Source organism: Cylindrospermum sp. FACHB-282 (genome assembly GCF_014697195.1).
In the GTDB taxonomy this organism is placed as follows: domain Bacteria; phylum Cyanobacteriota; class Cyanobacteriia; order Cyanobacteriales; family Nostocaceae; genus Cylindrospermum.
The window spans coordinates 11,785-31,505 of sequence record NZ_JACJRJ010000015.1; the positions used below are offsets into that span (position 1 = coordinate 11,785).

4 protein-coding genes are annotated in these 19,721 nt (G+C 43.9%); all 4 read left to right on the forward strand.

Features of this window, described 5'->3' with window-relative positions; all coding sequences use genetic code 11:
- The first annotated feature begins 6 nt into the window (after positions 1-6).
- From H6G32_RS10065 to H6G32_RS10080, 4 genes are read left to right on the forward strand one after another with little or no spacing between them, the layout of a single operon-like run.
- Positions 7-8,760, forward strand: a complete 8,754-nt coding sequence (locus tag H6G32_RS10065) for a non-ribosomal peptide synthetase (RefSeq protein WP_190457688.1) — start codon at positions 7-9, stop codon at positions 8,758-8,760.
- On the forward strand, positions 8,760-11,954 hold the full coding sequence (locus H6G32_RS10070; RefSeq protein WP_190457690.1) for a non-ribosomal peptide synthetase: 3,195 nt from the start codon (positions 8,760-8,762) through the stop codon (positions 11,952-11,954). The genes H6G32_RS10065 and H6G32_RS10070 overlap by 1 nt, the downstream gene beginning before the upstream one ends.
- A gap of 24 nt (positions 11,955-11,978) precedes the next feature.
- On the forward strand, positions 11,979-16,289 hold the full coding sequence (locus tag H6G32_RS10075) for a type I polyketide synthase (RefSeq protein ID WP_190457692.1): 4,311 nt from the start codon (positions 11,979-11,981) through the stop codon (positions 16,287-16,289).
- Positions 16,289-19,696 carry a non-ribosomal peptide synthetase gene (locus H6G32_RS10080; RefSeq protein ID WP_190457694.1) on the forward strand — a complete coding sequence of 1,136 codons (3,408 nt, stop codon included), beginning with the start codon at positions 16,289-16,291 and terminating at the stop codon, positions 19,694-19,696. Before H6G32_RS10075 ends, H6G32_RS10080 begins: the two co-directional genes overlap by 1 nt.
- Positions 19,697-19,721: the final 25 nt, after the last annotated feature.

The window sequence follows — 19,721 nt, forward strand, 5'->3', positions numbered from 1 at the left end:
AAGTTCATGCTAGAAGAAATGCAAGGTTTTCGACTATCACCCCAGCAAAAATATTTATGGCATTTGCAACAAAATGACCAACTAGCTTATCGTGTTCAGTGTGGTGTTTTGATAGAAGGAAATCTTGATGTCAATATTTTGAAATTAGCTTTAGAAAAAGTTGTGGAACGGCATGAAATTCTCAGGAGTAATTTTCATTGCTTACCAGGAATGGATATGCCGTTGCAGGTAATTAGAAATAACAGCATCACCTGGAGGGAAAGCTATGATTTTAGTAGTTGCTCGATTCCCGAACAAGAAGAATTATTGACAAGTCTATTTCATCAGTTAAGCAAACAGCCATTTGACTTGGTGCAAGGTTCTTCTTTAAATCTATTTTTGGTGACTTTAGCTCCATCTAAATATATTTTACTGATTAGCTTGCCGGCGTTGTGTGCAGATGCTGAAACCCTAAAAATATTGGTGCAAGAAATTAGCCAGTCTTATGCAGCTTGTGTGGCAGGGAAAGTCATAGATAGCGAACCATTACAATATGCAGATTTGGCAGAATGGCAAAATGAATTGTTGGAGGGAGCAGATACAGAAGCAGGTAGAGACTATTGGCGTAAACAGGATATTTATGACTTAAGAAGATTAAAAATTCCTGGAGAAAAACAACCTCCTGAAATATTAGAGTTTCAGCCGCAAACCCAAACTTTGATTATTGATTCTACTCTTGGAGAACAGATTGAAACTTTCATTCAGCAATACAATACTTCTCTAGCTGAGTTTTTATTAGCTTGCTGGCAGATTTTGCTGTGGCGTCTGACTCAAGAAGAAAATTTAGTTATTGGTATGGCTTTTGCCGGACGTAAATATCAGGAATTAGAGAATGCCCTGGGGCTATTTGCCAAATTATTACCGCTACAGATAAATTTAACAGCAGAATCTAATTTAATAGATATACTATCTCAAAATTGCCAGACTATAGGTGAAAACTCCCAGCTACAGGATTACTTCAGTTGGGAACAAATAGCAGAATCAAATACTCATAATTCCCGCTTTTTTCCGCTTTGCTTTGAGTTTAATCAGCAACCCGAAAAGTGTGTAGCTGCTGATGTATCTTGGGGAATTTATCAACAATACCTTTGTGGCGATCGCTTTAAAGTCAAACTTTCCTGTCTTCGCCAAAATCGCCACATCACCGCAGCCTTCCACTATGACTCTAGCTTATTTGCTGTAGAAGACATTACCCGCTTGGCTGGACAGTTTCAGGCATTGTTAGCTAGTGCGATCGCCAATCCGAATGCAACCATCAGTCAGTTAAACATTCTCAGCCCCAGGGAGAGACAACAATTACTCCACCAGTTCAACAACACCAAGCAAGATTATCCTCTAAACAAATGTATTCACCAACTGTTTGAGGAACAAGTACTGAAAACACCTCACAACATAGCTGTCGTCTTTGAAGACCAACAACTAACCTACCAACAACTGAACCAACGAGCAAATCAACTAGCTCACCACCTGCAAAATCAGGGAGTGGGGCCAGAGGAGTTGGTGGGACTGTGTGTAGACCGTTCCTTAGAAATGATTGTCGGGATATTGGGCATCTTAAAAGCAGGTGGAGCATACATCCCCCTAGACCCAACATTACCTACAGAAGCTTTAGCTTTACGGCTAAAAGATGCTCAAGCCTCAGTAGTACTGACACAACAGCATTTAATTGCAACTTTGCCGCATAATGCTGCTCAGATAATCTGTTTAAACTCTGATTGGGAAACTAGTAATACTAATCTCCACAGCAACGTTACCCCAGAGAATCTTGTTTATGTACTGTTCACCTCTGGTTCTACAGGTAAACCAAAAGGAGTAGCAATTGAACACCGTCAGCTGGTGAATTATCTCTATGGGATCATCAACCGGTTAAATCTGTCAGAGGGTCTGAGCTTTGCCTTAGTTTCTACCTTAGCAGCCGACTTGGGAAACACTTCAATTTTCCCTTCTTTGTGTACGGGGGGATGTCTGCACATTTTATCTGGCGATCGCGCAACTGACCCAACCGCACTTGTGGAATACACACGCAAATATCCGATTGACTGTCTGAAAATTGTACCCGCTCATTTAGCATCCCTGTTAAAATCCCCCACACCCCAGGCTTTGCTCCCTAGAAAACGGTTGATTTTAGGTGGTGAGACTCTCAGTTGGCAGTTAATTCAGCAGATTCGGGAGTATGCACCAGATTGTCAAATATTCAATCACTACGGCCCCACAGAAGCCACAGTGGGTGTACTTACCTATTCCGTTGAGTTTAGCAATCATCCCCAATCTGCCACAGTCCCCCTTGGTCAACCACTTCCTAACACCCAGGTATATGTGCTGGAAAATATGCAACTAGCACCTGTGGGAGTTAAGGGCGAAATTTACATTGGTGGTGCAGGGTTAGCACGTTGTTACTTACATCAGCCTGAGTTAACAACTGAAAAATTTATTCCCCATCCATTCAGCGACGAACCAGAAGCGCGACTCTATAAAACCGGCGATTTGGGGCGCTATTTACCAGATGGGACAATCGAATATTTGGGACGCAGCGACTACCAAGTAAAAATTCGCGGCTTCCGCGTGGAGTTGGGAGAAATTGAGACCATATTGCAGCAGCATCCAAATGTTAAGGAAGCAGTAGTCTTAGCCAGAGATACCCATCTGACGGCTTATATCGTCCAGGATTCCCCCAGCCAAATCAATGAATTACCTAGTTATGTGCGGGCTAGATTGCCTGAATATATGGTGCCTTCTGCCTTTGTCATTCTCAAAGCTTTACCCTTAACTGCCAATGGCAAAATAGACCGTCAACGGCTACCAGCACCCGATACAGCACGCCCTGAGTTAGAAAAAACCTTTGTGGCTCCCCGCACACCTGTAGAAGAGGTTCTGGCGGCGATTTGGGCTAAACTTCTGAATTTGGAACAAGTAGGAATTGACGACAATTTCTTTGAGTTGGGTGGACATTCGCTGTTGTTAACTCAAGTTGTTTCTCAAATTCGGGAAGCCTTTGGTGTAGAGTTAGCCCTGCGGAGTTTGTTTGAGACGCCGACAGTAGCCGGACTAGCTCAAAAGATAGAAACGGTAATGGGGGAAGGGCAAAAATTAGCAGTTGCACCCATTGCGCGAATGCAACCCACAGCCGAGTTACCCTTGTCATTTGCCCAACAACGGCTATGGTTTCTCGACCAGTTAGAACCGGGTAATCATACTTACAACATTTCACGGGTTTTACGCTTGGAAGGCTTGTTAAATGTCCCTGCACTGGAGGCGAGTTTTAACGAAATTCTGCGGCGACATGAAGCTTTGCGGACAAGTTTCACCAGTGCCAAGGGGGAACCAATCCAGGTGATTGCTGAGGCGTTAAATCTGAGTATACCTATGGTTGATTTGCGGGAATTACTGCCAGAACAGCAAGCGGTAGAGGTGGAAAGATTAGCTAAGTTACAATCTCAGCATTCCTTTGACTTAAGCCAAAGTCCGTTATTAAAAGTCACACTTTTGCAATTGGCAACAGCAGAACATATCTTGCTATTTACTATTCACCATATTATTGCTGATGGTTGGTCAGCAGGGGTATTGGTGAGAGAAGTAGCGGCACTTTATGCAGCATTTTGTTTGGGGCAGCCTTCACCATTACCAGAATTATCCTTGCAGTATGCAGATTTTGCGGTTTGGCAGCGACAATGGTTGCCAGAGGTGCGATCGCTTCAAATAGCTTATTGGCAAAAACAACTGGCTGGTAATTTGCCTGTATTGCAACTTCGGTGCGATCGCCAACGACCACCTATGCAAACATTCCGGGGCAAAAAGCAGTCTTGGCTAATCTCCCAGACTTTAACCAAAAAACTAAAGTCTCTCTCCCAGCAGGAAACAGTTACCCTGTTTATGACTCTGCTAGCAGCCTTTAAAACCTTGCTTTATCGCTACACGAGTCAAGCTGATATCCTCGTTGGCTCTCCCATCGCCAACCGCAACCGTAGTGAGATAGAAGGGTTAATTGGGTTTTTTGTAAATACTATCGTACTGCGTACCGATTTATCAGGTAATCCCAGCTTTAGAGAATTGCTGCGACGGGTGCGGGAAATCACCCTAGATGCTTATGCTCACCAAGATTTGCCCTTTGAACAACTGGTAGAAGAGTTACAGCCAGAGCGAAATTTAAGCCACTCACCACTATTTCAAGTGATGTTCGTTTTGCAAAATGCCTCAGTGGAGGTGTTAAAGCTTCCCGGATTGAGTTTAAGTCCGGTAGAAGTTCCCAGCGAAACAGCCCAGTTTGATATCACCCTGGCTTTGACGGAAACTGAACAAGGATTAATGGGGGTGTGGGAATACAACAGCGATTTGTTTGACGCCGCCACAATCGCCCGAATGCAAGCACATTTCCAGACATTACTCACAGGCATTGTTGCCAATCCAGAACAACGACTTTCTGAATTACCCTTACTAACTCCACCAGAAATAGAACAGATTCAGCAGTGGAACAACACTCAAATAGATTATCCCAACCTATGCATACACCAATTATTTGAAGCTCAAGTAGAACGCACCCCGGACGCTGTAGCAGTAGTGTTTGAAAATGAGCAACTAACTTATCAGCAATTAAACATCCGCGCCAACCAACTAGCATACCACTTGAGGAGTTTGGGTGTAGGAGCAGATGTACTCATTGGAATTTGTGTAGAACGCTCCTTAGAGATGGTGGTGGGACTGCTGGCGATTCTCAAAGCAGGAGGAGCCTACGTACCCTTAGATCCCCAACTTCCACAGGAGCGTCTAGCATTCATCTTAGAAGATGCTCAAATCTCCCTATTATTAACTCAAGAGCACCTGCTAAAAAATTTACCCCAACATCACACTCCAGTATTCAGCATTAATTCCGACTGGGAACTTATCACTCAAAACTCGCTAGAGAATCCGACAAACCTCAGCACATCTGAGAACCTGGCTTATGTAATTTACACCTCCGGCTCAACTGGTAAGCCTAAAGGCGTATTAATTAATCACTCCAATATTGTTCGCCTGTTTGCTGCCACGGAACCTTGGTTTAACTTTAATCAACAAGATACTTGGACTCTATTTCACTCTTATGCCTTTGACTTCTCAGTGTGGGAAATCTGGGGTGCTTTGATTTATGGTGGGCGGTTAATAGTTGTACCTTATTGGGTGAGTCGTTCCCCGGCAGCCTTCTATGACTTACTCTGCCAAGAACAAGTTACGGTTCTCAACCAAACCCCTTCAGCCTTCCGGGAATTGATTGCTGCTGAGGAGACAATCACAACTCCGAGAAACTTGGCTTTGCGTTGGGTGATCTTCGGTGGGGAAGCTTTGGACGTTCAAAGCTTAAAGCCTTGGTTTGCCCGTCACGGAGACAAGGCGCCGAGATTAGTCAATATGTATGGCATTACAGAAACCACTGTCCATGTCACTTATCGCCTAATCACAGCAACAGATTTGAGTCTGAGTATAGAGAGTTCCATCGGTCGTCCGATTCCCGATTTGCAGGTTTATGTCCTAGATCAACAGCGGCAACTACTACCTGTGGGCGTTCCTGGTGAGATGTATGTAGGAGGTGCGGGTTTAGCTCGTGGCTATCTCAATCGACCGGAGTTAACGGCTCAAGCATTTGTTATCAATCCTTTTAGCGATCAGCCCGAAGCATGTCTGTACAAAACTGGGGACTTAGCCTGCTACTTAGCAAATGGCAATCTACAGTACTTGGGACGCATTGACCACCAAGTAAAAATACGTGGTTTCCGCATTGAGTTGGGAGAAATAGAGGCTGCACTGAGCCTTTACCCAGATGTCCTCCAGGCTGTAGTCATAGCCCGCGAAGATGTTCCCGGAGATAAACGCTTGGTAGCTTATTTGGTATCAAATCCAGGGCAGGTACTGACAATTAGTTCCCTGCGTCATTTCCTCCAAGAAAAGCTGCCTAGTTATATGTTGCCCTCAGCCTTCGTGACGCTAGAAAAATTGCCCCTGACACCCAACGGTAAAATAGACCGTCGCGCTTTACCAGCAGCAGATATATCTAGAACTGATTTGACAACAGACTTTGTTTCTCCCCGAAATCCTACAGAGGAGATGATAGCCGGAATTTGGGCGCAAGTACTTGGTGTAGAACAGGTAGGAATCAACGACAACTTCTTTGAATTAGGCGGACATTCATTATTAGCTACACAGTTAATTTCTCGCATCCGGCAAACCTTGGGGGTAGATTTAGCCCTACGGAGTTTGTTTGCATCACCGACAATTGCTGAACTAGCCAACAATTTACAGGCAAAACTAGGACAAACAACCCTCCCCATTGAGCCTGTTTCCCGCAATGGAAATTTACCCCTATCCTTTGCCCAAGAAAGATTGTGGTTCTTAGAACAACTCCAGCCAGATACTTCTATCTACAATATGCCGGCGGCTGTGTACCTGAAGGGTAACTTGAATTTAGCCGCCCTGGAACAGAGTTTAACTGAAATTGTGCGTCGCCACGAAACATTGCGTACTAGCTTTTATGTAGTTGATGGGCAACCATTTCAATCCATCACCCCAAATATAATTGCCAACCTGCCAATAGTAGACTTGCAGGAGATACCAGCAACAGAGCAAGAAGCAGTTATTCAAAGAATGATTTTAGAAGAATCGCAACGCACCTTTAACCTCACCCAAGGCTCATTACTGCGATGCACTCTTTTACAAATCAGCCAACAGGAGCATATTTTCTTATTCACAATTCACCATATTATTGCTGATGGTTGGTCATTAGGCGTATTTGTGCGGGAATTAGCAGCACTGTATACAGCATTTTCTGCTAGCCTTCCTTCACCCCTCACAGAACTACCTATCCAATATGTAGACTTTACTATCTGGCAAAAACAATGGTTACAGGGTGAAGTACTTGCAGCCCAACTCACCTACTGGAAAAAGCAATTAAGCGGTAATCTTCCGATAGTGCAATTCCCAACAACTCGTCCACGGGCAGAAGTCAAAACTAGCCGGGGTGCTAGTCAATCATTTATTATTCCCTCCCCTCTCTCTGCATCTCTAAAAATGCTCTCACGCCAAGAGGGTGTCACCTTATTTATGACATTATTAGCAACCTTTCAAGTGTTGCTACAACGCTATACCAATCAAGATGACATTGTTGTGGGTACTGATGTCGCCAACCGCAACCGCTGGGAAACAGAACAATTAATTGGGTTTTTTGTCAACCTGCTAGTTTTGCGTACTGATTTAAGTGGTAATCCCACTATTCGAGAATTGCTTAAACGAGTGCGTGAAGTAGCATTAGGCGCTTATGCTCATCAAGATTTGCCCTTTGAGAAATTAGTTGAAGCATTGCGCCCAGAGCGAAACTTGAGCAACACACCGCCACTATTTCAGGTGTTATTTGTCCTCCAGAATGCCCCTATGCCAGCCTTAGAATTACCAGGAGTGACATTAAGCCTGATGGAAATGGAAAACAAAATTGCCAGGTTTGATTTAGCTTTGTTTCTCACGGAAACAGAACAGGGAATTAAAGGTAAGTGGCAATATAATGCTGACCTGTTTGACACCAGTACCATCACTCAAATTACATCTCACTTCCAAACTCTACTGAATAGCATGGTGACACAACCAGATGCAAAAATTAACAGCTTAGAAATGCTGACAGATACAGAAATTCAACAACAAGATTTGCAAAAACGGGAGCGTCAAGAACTCAAACGCCAAAAGTTTAGGAGTATTGCCCCGAAAGCTGTTAGTATTTCATCTACAAAATTAATTAAAACTAGCTATCTGCAACAAGAAGAAAAGTTCCCTCTAGTCATTCAGCCTGATGTAGAGGCTATTGATTTTGCCGAATGGGCGAAAAATAACCGGGAATTTATCGAAACACAATTATTACAGCATGGGGCAATTCTGTTTAGAGGTTTTCCTGTAAATTCTGCTGCTGAATTTGAAGGTTTTGCCCAAGGAATTTGCCCAGAATTATTTGGTGAATATGGCGATTTACCCCGCGCTGGAGTGAGTGGTAAAATTTATGGTTCTACGCCTTATCCAGCCGATAAAGCGATTTTGTTTCACAATGAAAGTTCTCACTTACATCAGTGGCCTTTAAAGATTTGGTTTTATTGTGTTCAACCGTCTCAAGTTGGGGGAGAAACACCAATAATTGACTGTAGAAAGGCTTATAAACTACTTCAACCTGAGTTGGGCGAGAAATTACAGCAGAAACAGTTAATGTATGTTCGTAACTACACTAATAGTCTTGATGTTAGCTGGCAAAATTTCTTTCACACTAAGGATAAAGCTGTAGTAGAAAGTTACTGCCGTCAGTTTGAAATTGATTTTGAATGGTATGATAGTAATTGTTTGGTTACACGGCAAATTCGCCCTGCACTAATCACACATCCTAAAACTGGTGACTGGGTATTTTTCAATCAAATTCAATTACACCACATTGCATATTTGGATGGAGAAACGCGAGACTCTCTGTTATCTTTATTTGGGGATGAAAGACTACCACGGAATGTTTATTATGGGGATGGTAGCCCGATAGAAGATTCAGTAATTTCCCAAATAAATCAAGTTTATCAACAGTCTCAAACTAGCTTTTGTTGGCAGAAAGGAGATATTTTGATGCTTGATAATATGCTGGTTGCACACGGACGCAATCCTTATGAAGGACAGCGCAAAATTGTAGTGGCAATGGGAGAAATGATTAATAGCCAAAATATTACCAGAGGTAGAAAATAATGATTGAAACTATTAGCGGTTTTCAACTTTCTCCCCAACAGAAACGCCTTTGGTTTTTGCAGCAGAATAGTTCTGCTTTCCGCACTAAATGCCTGGTTGTGATTGGGGGGCATCTGCAAGCAGAAATTTTCACAACTGCTATTCAACAAGTCATCTATCGCCATGAAATTCTCAGGACAAGTTTTGATACTGTACCTGGTGTAAAGACTCCGGTTATGGTAATAGGTGAAAATAACTCTTTTTCGTGGCGATATATTGATTTAAGTGATGCAAATGAGCAGGAACAGTTAGCTAATGTTGAAGATTTATTCGCTGCCAAGCAGTCAGGGCAAATATGGTGTTTGTCTCTAATTAAAATGTCTAAAGATAAGCATATTTTAATTGTTGATTTGCCTGCTTTGTGTGCAGATAGTCAGACAATTTATAATTTAGTGAATGAAATCAGCGGTGCTTATGCTGCTTGGGTGGAAGGTGAAGAATTATCTGATAAAGTTGTGCAATATTTGCAATTTTCAGAATGGCAAAATCAATTATTTGAAGATGAGGATGCAGAGGCAGCTAAGGAATATTGGAGTCAGCAAAAAGTTTCATCTCTAGCTACATTAAAGTTGCCTTTTGAACGTAAATATAAAAATGAGTTTAGTTTCGAGACTGATGATTTTAAATTAATCATAGATCCGGACGTAAGAGCTAAGGTGGAAATTTTAGCTCACCAGCAGGATGTTTCTGTCGCTGTAGTTTTAGTAGCTTGTTGGCAAACTTTAATTTGGCGACTTACAGGACAGTCGGAAGTTATGATTGGTATGGCTAGCGATCGCAGAGAATATGCAGAACTCCATGGAGTTTTGGGGCTTCTGGCTACCTGGATACCGATTAAATCTGATTTAGCCGCAGACTTACGGTTTGCTGAAGTCTTAGAACTCCTAGCCCAAAGCCTAGAAAATGGTAAAGAATGGCAGGATTATTTCGTTCCCGAACCGGTGGAAGATGATGATCCTTTAGCCTTCCCCATTGGTTTCGAGTTTCAGCAAATCCCGGAAAAGTCCTTGGCTGGGGGTGTATCGTTTAGTGTTGACAAAGTCTACAGTTGTATTGAGCCATTCAAGGTTAAATTAACCTGCATTCAAGGCGATCGCACTTTTACCGCCAAATTTGATTATGATATCAATTGCTTCTCCTCCGCGTCCATTGAACGCTTAGGGAGACAGTTTCAGACTTTGCTATCCAGTGCTACAGAGCATCCCCAAGCAGCGATTAACCAATTAGATATACTAAGTCAGTGCGATCGCCATCAACTGTTGGTGGAGTTTAACCAAACGCAGATTGATTACCCACAAAATAAATGCATTCACCAACTAATTACAGAACAGGCAGAAATCACACCTCACCAGATTGCCGTTATCTGTGAAGGAAAGCAACTAACATACCAAGAATTGAACCGCAAAGCTAACCAACTCGCGCACTATTTACAAAAGCAAGGAGTGAAACCAGAAGTTCTAGTTGGGCTGTGTGTAGAACGTTCTCTGAATATGATTGTGGGAATGCTAGGAATCCTCAAAGCAGGTGGAGCCTACATACCCCTAGATCCAGCATTACCAACAGAGGGTATAAATCTCCGTTTACAGGATGCCCAAACACCATTGTTATTGACCCAACAACATCTAGTCAAGGTGTTACCCATACAGACAACCCAGGTAATTTGCCTAGATACCGATTGGGAAACAATTGCTCAAGAAAGTGATGTTAATCCTGGGAGTGAAGTAACCCCAGAGAATCTAGTTTATGTAGTATTTACCTCCGGTTCTACAGGTAAACCCAAAGGAGTAGCCATTGAGCATCAACAACTGCTCAATTATACCTTGGCGATCGCCGACAAACTTAACTTGCCAGCAACAGCTAACTTTGCGACTGTTTCCACCTTGAGTGCAGACTTAGGTAACACCATGATCTTCCCTGCCCTTTGTCGGGGAGGTTGTCTGCATATCATATCTTCAGACTGTGCTACTGATGCAACGTCCCTTGCCCAATATTGCCGTGAATATTCAATTGACTGTCTGAAAATTGTCCCCTCCCATCTAGCCGCCCTCCTCGCATCAGCCCCCGCAGAATCACAATTTATCCTGCCGCGTCAGCGCCTAATTTTAGGTGGTGAAGCAGCCACTTGGGAACTAGTTGAACGAATCCAACAGCAAGCCCCCCAATGCCAAATTTTTAATCATTACGGACCCACCGAAGCCACCGTAGGCGTTTTGACTTATCCGGTTTTCCAGAGTCAGCCAGCAAATCTCGATTCAGAAACAGTCCCCCTAGGAAGCCCAATCGCCAATACCCAAGTTTATATATTAGATCAACAATTACAACCAGCACCCATTGGCGTACCCGGTGAACTTTACATAGGTGGAGCCTGTTTAGCTCGCAGCTATTTTAACCAACCAGAATTAACAGCACAGCAATTTATCTCCCACCCCTTTAATCAGGAATCGCGCTTATACAAAACTGGCGACTTAGGGCGTTATTTAAGTGACGGTAACATTGAGTTTTTGGGTAGAGTTGACCAGCAGGTAAAAATCCGGGGTTATCGGGTTGAATTGGCAGAAATTGAAGTCTTATTACGCCAAAATATTGGAGTCCAACAAACCGTAGTTACAGTTAACAAAGCCGAAAATAATCAACGATTGACAGCTTATATTGTTCCCAACCGCGAACAAGTCCCAAGCATTAATCACCTGCGTAGTTTCCTCAAACATAAATTGCCAGAGTACATGATTCCCTCAGCATTTGTATTTCTCAAAACCTTGCCCTTAACGCCCAATGGGAAAATAGATCGTCATGCCTTACCAGCACCAGATAGCCTGCGCCCAGAGTTAGAAGCAACCTATGAACCACCCCAAACAGGTACACAAGAAACCATCGCTAAGATTTGGCAACAGTTGCTGCATCTTGAGAAAGTGGGGATTAATGATAACTTCTTTGATCTTGGTGGACATTCATTGCTCCTTGTTCAAGTTCATAGCAAACTGCGAGTAATTTTTCCGAAACAAATCTCAATAACCAATCTTTTTGAATATCCAACCATCAGGACTTTAGCTAAATATTTAACTCAGGACATTGGTGAAACAGCATCATTTATAGAAAGTAATAAACGGGCTGAAAGTCGGATAGCTTCCAGACAACAAAGAACAAGAAACAGATAAATAATTCAAAATTCAGAAAATGTGATGAAAAATCCAGAAGACATCAATCAACCCAGCGAATTAGACATAGCAATAATCGGTATGTCGGGGCGGTTTCCTCAAGCCCAGAATCTTGAGAAATATTGGCAGAATCTAAGAGATGGAGTCGAATCAATTTCATTCTTTTCAGAGCAAGAGTTGAGAAACGAGGGGGTAGAGGAGAGTGATCTGAGCCAACCCAATTACGTCAAAGCCAGCGCTGTTTTAGAAGACGCAGAATTATTTGACGCTTCATTCTTTGATTACTCGCCCAGAGTAGCAGAAATCATGGATCCACAGCACCGACTCTTTTTAGAATCTGCTTGGGACGCTATCGAAAATGCTGGCTACAATTCTGAAACCTACCCAGGAGAAATTAGTATTTACGGTGGTGCAAGCATTAGCAGCTACTTTTTGTTCAATCTTTTTTGCAACACAAAATTACTAAAATTAGTTGGTTTTGACCAAATTAGGCATAACAATCGGACAGATAACCTAACGACAAGAGTTGCCTATAAATTAAACCTCAGAGGGACAGCTATTACTATCCAAACAGGGTGTTCTAGTTCCTTAGTTGCCCTGCATTTAGCCTGCCAAAGCTTGCTAGATCATGAATGTGATATGGCTTTAGCTGGTGGCGTTTCCATATCTGCATTACAAAAAACTGGTTATGTATATCAAGAAGGGGGAATTTTGTCACCCGATGGACACTGTCGAGCCTTTGACGCCAAAGCACAAGGAACTGTCAACGGTAACGGTGTAGCCATTGTAGTTTTAAAGCGACTAATAGATGCGATCGCAGACAGAGATTGTATTCATGCTGTGATCAAGGGGAGCGCGATTAATAACGATGGGTCTGCCAAAGTTGGCTACACAGCCCCCAGCGTCGAAGGTCAAGCCAAAGTAATCGCCGAAGCCCTGGCCATGGCAAGAATTGAGCCAGACATGGTCAGCTACATAGAGACCCACGGCACCGGGACAGTTCTTGGAGATCCGATTGAAATTGCAGCCCTAACCAAATCTTTTCACCCCAGCACAAACAAGCAGAAATTCTGCGCCATTGGTTCAGTGAAAACTAATATCGGACACCTAGATACTGCATCTGGGATTGCAGGTTTAATCAAGACCGTCTTAGCGCTCAAACACAAACAAATACCCCCCAGCTTGCACTTTCAACAGCCAAATCCGCAGATTGATTTTGCCAACAGCCCCTTTTACGTCAATAATACTCTTGCCGAATGGAAATCAAACGGCAACCCCCGCCGCGCCGGAGTCAGTTCCTTTGGCATTGGCGGCACCAATGCCCATGCAATTCTAGAAGAAGCCCCTACTATTGAAGCCTCCAGTGCCTCGCGCCAATGGCAATTGTTAGTCCTCTCAGCTAAAACCAAATCAGCATTAGAAACCGCCACAGTTAACCTATTCCAGCACTTCCAGCACCATCCCCAACTCAATTTAGCCGATGCCGCCTACACACTTCAGGTAGGTCGTCAAGAATTTAACCATCGTCGGGTGATAGTTTGCCAAAACCTTAACGATGCAGTGCAAGCCCTAGAAACCACAGACACACAACCGTCTTGCACCAACTTCACCGAACTTTGTGAGCAACAGACTGTGTTTATGTATCCTGGTCAAGGGACACAGTATGTAGGAATGGGGCAAGACTTATACCAGACTGAGCCAATTTTCCGCCAACAGGTTGATTACTGCTGCGAATTGCTCAAACCTCACCTAGGTCTGGATTTACGCACTGTACTATACCCACAGGAACAACAGACAGCCGCCGCCGCACAGCAGTTAAAACAAACTTATATTACCCAGCCAGCCCTATTTGTGATTGAGTATGCCCTAGCAAAGTTGTGGATAGACTGGGGTCTGCATCCCAAAGCAATGATTGGTCATAGCATTGGCGAGTATGTAGCCGCTTGCTTGGCTGGCGTGTTCTCTCTAGAAGACGCATTGGTGCTAGTAGCCAGCCGTGGACGACTAATGCAACAACTTCCGGCTGGTGAAATGCTGGCTGTACCACTACCAGAGAAAGAAGTGCAATCCTTGCTAGGTGAAAAACTTTCCCTAGCAGCGAGCAATGCCCCAGACCGTTGCGTAGTTTCGGGGCCAAAGTCGGCCATTGATGATTTGCAAAATCATCTGACCAAACAAGGAATTGACTGTCGCCCTTTGCACACCTCCCATGCCTTTCATTCCCAGATGATGAACTCAATCATCGAACCCTTCACTCAGCAACTAGAAAAAGTAAATTTTAATTCTCCCAAAATTCCCTTTTTGTCTAATGTAACGGGCACTTGGATTACTGCATCTGAGTCCACAAATCCCAGTTATTGGTCACAGCACCTATGCCAAACAGTACGCTTTGGTGAGGGAATTGCTGAGTTACTCAAAGAGCCAAATCAAATTTTTCTGGAAGTTGGCCCTGGGCGGACATTGAGTACCCTCACCAGACAACAGGCAAAGGGTCAGTTGGTTTTCTGTTCGCTACGTCATCCCCAGGAACAAAAATCTGATCTAGCCTTTTTGTTGAATACATTGGGTCAGCTTTGGCTGAATGGAATCAAACTCGATTGGTCAGGTTTTTATGCCAATGAACGGCGTCATCGGATTCCTTTGCCAACTTATCCCTTTGAGCGCCAACGTTACTGGATTGAACCCCAAAAACCGACATCAGACGCTGTACAGTTTCAGCCACAATCAACAGCATCAGAGCTTTGGAAATCTCTAGTCAACGCTTGTCACAAACAAGACCGTGCTGGAATCAAGGAACTTGACGAACAAACTTATCTGGCAAACAAACAGTGCTTGGATAGTTTATGTGCTGCCTACATGAATCAGGCTCTGAGGCGTTTAGGTACTTTTAGCAAAGCTGACGAAAAGTATTCTCTTGAGCAGTTGTTTGAGCAAGGTCAGATTATTCCTCGCTACCAACAATTGTTACATCGATGGATGCAAGTGCTAGTAGAGCAAGGCCAGCTACAGCAAGATGCAGGGAGTTTTGCCAACCTGCTGCCAGTTTCCACAGACTCTATTAATGCTCTTTTACAAGAAGCTAAAGTCAGATTTGCAGATGCATCCAGATTGGTAAATCTCGTTGAAAAATGTGGCGAAAATCTGGCAGCCGTACTTACTGGTGAAAAAGAGCCGTTGGAACTTCACGTTGCTGTGCAAAACAAAGGAATTACAAAGGTAGACTCACCTTTGTATAACCACTGCAAGAAGATTATCCGGGCCAGCTTGGAAGATGTGGTGAAGTCATTATCACCAAAGGTAAACCTCAGAATTCTGGAAATCGGCGGGGGAACTGGTATCGCCACGGCAGAATTACTGCCTGTGTTGCCCTTAGAGCAAACAAACTACACCTTTACCGATGTGGGCGGTTGGTTCTTGAAGCAAGCCCAACAGAAGTTTAGCGTTTATCCATTTGTCGAATATCGTTTTCTAGACATCCAGGAACCTCCAACCCAACAAGGGTACTCTAGCCACAGCTTTGATGTGGTGGTAGCAATTAATGTGCTACATACTACTCGCAATATAGGAGAAACCCTCCAGCATGTCCGCTCTTTGTTGGCTCCAGGCGGTTTCCTTCTGCTGTGGGAGATTACCCAAGCTCAACCAGAGTTTGATGTTACTGGCGGACTGTTGATGAATCTGTTGGCAGATGAAGAACGCAGCAAAGGTAATCCATTTTTATCAAAGGAGCAGTGGGATACAGCACTACGTTCCTCTGGGTTTGTTTCCGTGGTGACTTTATCGGAAACTGAAGCTTTCGGGCATCATGTTTTTGCGGCTCAAGCTTCTGGGTCGGTAGAGAAGAAGACACCTGTAGCATTTACCGCGACTCTTGAACAAAAAGACTTATGGCGTAAAAAGCCGGAGATTTTGCCAGAGGAATTGGTGCAGGAGAATCAGTCTCAACCCACTCGTTCTAGCCCCGATTTGGGAAAGGCTTATGTTGCTCCCCGTAACGAGATTGAGTTTACCCTAGGGAAAATCTGGCAAGAACTTCTGGGTAATCAACAAGTGAGCATTCACGACAACTTCTTTGAGTTGGGAGGTGATTCTTTGTTTGCTACTATGCTTGTTTCTCGGCTGTGCAAAACCTTTGAGGTAGAACTACCTTATCAAAGCTTTTTTGAAACTCCTACTGTAGCTGAATTAGCTGAGGCGATTGTTCAACGACTGGCTCAACAGACAGATGAGAAAATACTAGCTCAGGCCTTAGCAGAAATCCAAGAACTATCAGATGAGGAAGTGCAGACAATACTTACTTCCCAAGAACAGTTGATTGAAGTAGGAGAGGCCTAATGAGTGACTTTAGCAAACAAATCGGCGCACTTTCCCCGGAGAAACGTCAGCTTTTGCTGCAACGGCTTAACCAGAAAAAAGAGATTGTCGGCTCACAAACACAAATCAAACCCCAAAGTCGAGAGTCTAACTGTTTTCCCCTATCTTTTGCCCAAGAGCGGCTGTGGTTTCTAGATCAGTTCCAGCCTAATCAACCTTTATACAATGAACCCACAGTTTTGCGCCTGAAGGGAGCGCTTAACGTGGTTGCACTGGTGCAGACACTTAATGAAATCCTGCGGCGTCATGAAGCTTTACGCACGACTTTTTGTGTATTGGCAGGGCAACCAAGCCAAGTTATCGCCCCAAGTTTGACCCTGGACTTACCGATAGTAGATATACAGTCCCTTCCTCCAAAGGAGCGAGAGACTGAGGCTCAAAGGTTAGCCACTGAGGAGGCTCAACTTCCCTTCGACCTGTCCCAGGGGCCGCTAGTGCGGGTGACTCTGCTGAAATTGGGCGCAACTGAGTATCTGCTACTGTGGACGATGCATCACATAGTCTGTGATGGCTGGTCTTTTGGGGTCATTATCCGTGAATTGATGGCGCTCTATCAGTCCTTTGCTCAAGGTCAGCCTTCCCCACTCCCAGAACTGCCAATCCAATATGCTGACTTTGCCCTTTGGCAACGGCAGTGGTTGCAAAAAGAAGTGCTAGATGCTCAAGTTTCCTACTGGAAGCGGCAGTTGAGCAATGGGCCAAAGCTATTGGACTTAATGACTGACCGCCCTCGCCCGGTGGTTCAAAGTTATAGCGGTGCGAGGCAATCTCTGGTACTGTCCCAACCTTTAACTGAAGCCCTTAAAGCTTTAAGCCAGGAGTCCAAGGCGACGCTATTTATGACTTTGCTGGCAGCTTTCAATACTTTGCTCTACCGATACAGTGGACAGGACGATATCCTGGTAGGCACTACTATCTCTGGTCGTAACCGGCTCGAAATTGAGGGGCTAATTGGCTTCTTTGTCAATACCCTGGTGATGCGAACTAACCTTGGGGGTGCTGTAAGTTTTCGGGAGATTTTGCACCGAGTGCGAGAGGTTTCTATAAGTGCCTATGCTCATCAGGACTTGCCCTTTGAGCGATTGGTGGAGGAATTACAGCCGGAAAGGAACCTTAGTCATGCACCATTTTTTCAGGTGATGTTTCAACTCCAAAATACTCCAGCTACAACTTTGGATCTACCAGACTTGTCTTTGCTCCTTGTGGAGTCCAACAGGGAAACGGCTAGGTTTGACTTGGCTCTATCCATGACGGACACTAAGCAAGGGCTGATGGGAGTGATGGAACATAACACGGATTTGTTTGATGTAGCTACCATCACCCGGATGTTAGGACATTTCCAGACGTTGCTAGAAGGCATAGTCGCTAATCCTGACCAGCTAATCTCAACTTTGCCCCTGTTGACGGCAGCAGAGGAGCATCAGCTGCTGGTGGAATGGAATGATACTCAAACAAACTATCCCCTGGATAAATGTATTCATCAGTTATTTGAGGAGCAGGTGGTGCGATCGCCTGATGCCATAGCTGTAGTTTTTGAAGACAAGCAACTAACATATCGGGAACTCAATCAACGCGCTAATCAACTAGCACACCACCTGCAACAACAGGGAGTAGGGCCAGAGGTATTGGTGGGGATTTGTGTAGAGCGATCGCTAGAAATGGTCGTAGGTATTTTAGCCATTCTCAAAGCTGGGGGTGCATATCTACCACTAGACCCTGTTTATCCACCAGAACGCTTGGGTTTCATGTTAGAGGATGCCCAAATATCAGTGTTACTCACTCAACAACAGCTAGTTGCCGGACTTCCTCAACATGATGCAAAAGTTATTTGCCTAGATAGCGATGAAAATGCGATCGCCCAAGCAAGTCAACAGAACCTTAACAACCTGACAACACCAGATAACTTAGCTTATGTAATTTATACCTCCGGTTCTACAGGCAAACCTAAAGGTGTAACAATTCAGCACAGATCCTTAGTCAACTATACCCACGCTGCTTGCTTGCACTATGGTCTACAGCCAAGTGACCGCATTTTGCAATTTGCATCCATCAGTTTTGATGCCGCAGCCGAGGAGATATTTCCTTGTTTAACCCAAGGGGCTACATTGGTGCTGCGTACAGAGTCCATGCTCAGTTCAATACCTGATTTTCTAGAAAAATGCAGCGATTGGAAATTAACTGTTTTGGATCTACCAACAGCTTTTTGGCATCAACTCACAACCGAATTAGTTGAAAAGGATTTACCCCTACCCGAACAACTGCGTTTAGTAATTATTGGTGGAGAAAAGGCACTTTCAGAACGCTTAATTTTATGGCACAAGCACGTCAGCAAAGACGTGCAATTAATCAATTCTTATGGCCCTACAGAAACAACCATCGTGGCAACTATCAGCAACTTGTCACAATCGACAAAGTTAGAAGTTCCCATTGGTAAAGCAATTCAAAATGTCCAAACTTACATTTTAGACTCTTGCTTGCAACCTACTCCCATCGGAGTACCAGGTGAACTTTATATTGGTGGTGTTGGTGTTGCTAGGGGCTACCTCAACCGCCCTGAACTCACTGCCGAAAAATTTATTCTTAACCCTTTCAATCAAAATTCAGGGGCACGTCTGTACAAAACTGGGGACTTAGTTCGCTACCTACCCAATGGAGAAATCCAACTGCTTGGACGCATCGATGACCAAGTAAAAATTCGTGGTTTCCGCATCGAACTAGGCGAAATTGAAGCCAAATTAAACCAACATCCTGATGTCAGCCAAAGTGTGGTTTTAGCATGGGGAGATGAACTTGGTGATCAACGCCTTGTGGCTTATATTCAATATCAATCACAGCAGACACCTAAAGTCACAGAATTGCGTAGCTTTCTGAAAGAGCAGTTACCACAATATATGATACCTGCTGCTTTTGTTCTACTTTCAACCCTACCACTTTTACCCAACGGCAAAATCGACCGGCGAGGACTACCAGCACCAGAAATGATGCGTCCAGAGTTAGAAGTTGGTTATGTGATGCCACAAACCGAAGTCGAACGCACCATTGCTCAAATTTGGCAACAGGCTCTGAATATCGAAAAGATAGGTATTCACGATAACTTCTTTGAACTCGGCGGCCATTCATTACTCATGGTTAAGGTAAATAGCCAATTGCGGGAAATATTACAGACCGATTTATCTATGCTCGATATGTTTAGATATCCAACTATTAGTTCATTAGCAGAAAATTTCAGTCAAAGCAAAAAGCCAACATCAACTCAACAACCAAGAGATATTGAAACTGACAAAATTCTTGCTGGTAAAGCGCAGCAAAAAAGCCGCCTGCAAAAAATGAAATCCATGAAAAATATCTCGTTACCGAATGATTTATAAAAACTATATTTTTCTTGGCTCTGGG

Bases quoted from the DNA above. Each gene is read 5' to 3' on its own strand.
- H6G32_RS10065 (WP_190457688.1), top strand. From the start codon at position 7: ATGCTAGAAGAAATGCAAGGTTTTCGACTATCACCCCAGCAAAAATAT.
- H6G32_RS10070 (WP_190457690.1), top strand. From the start codon at position 8,760: ATGATTGAAACTATTAGCGGTTTTCAACTTTCTCCCCAACAGAAACGC.
- H6G32_RS10075 (WP_190457692.1), top strand. From the start codon at position 11,979: ATGAAAAATCCAGAAGACATCAATCAACCCAGCGAATTAGACATAGCA.
- H6G32_RS10080 (WP_190457694.1), top strand. From the start codon at position 16,289: ATGAGTGACTTTAGCAAACAAATCGGCGCACTTTCCCCGGAGAAACGT.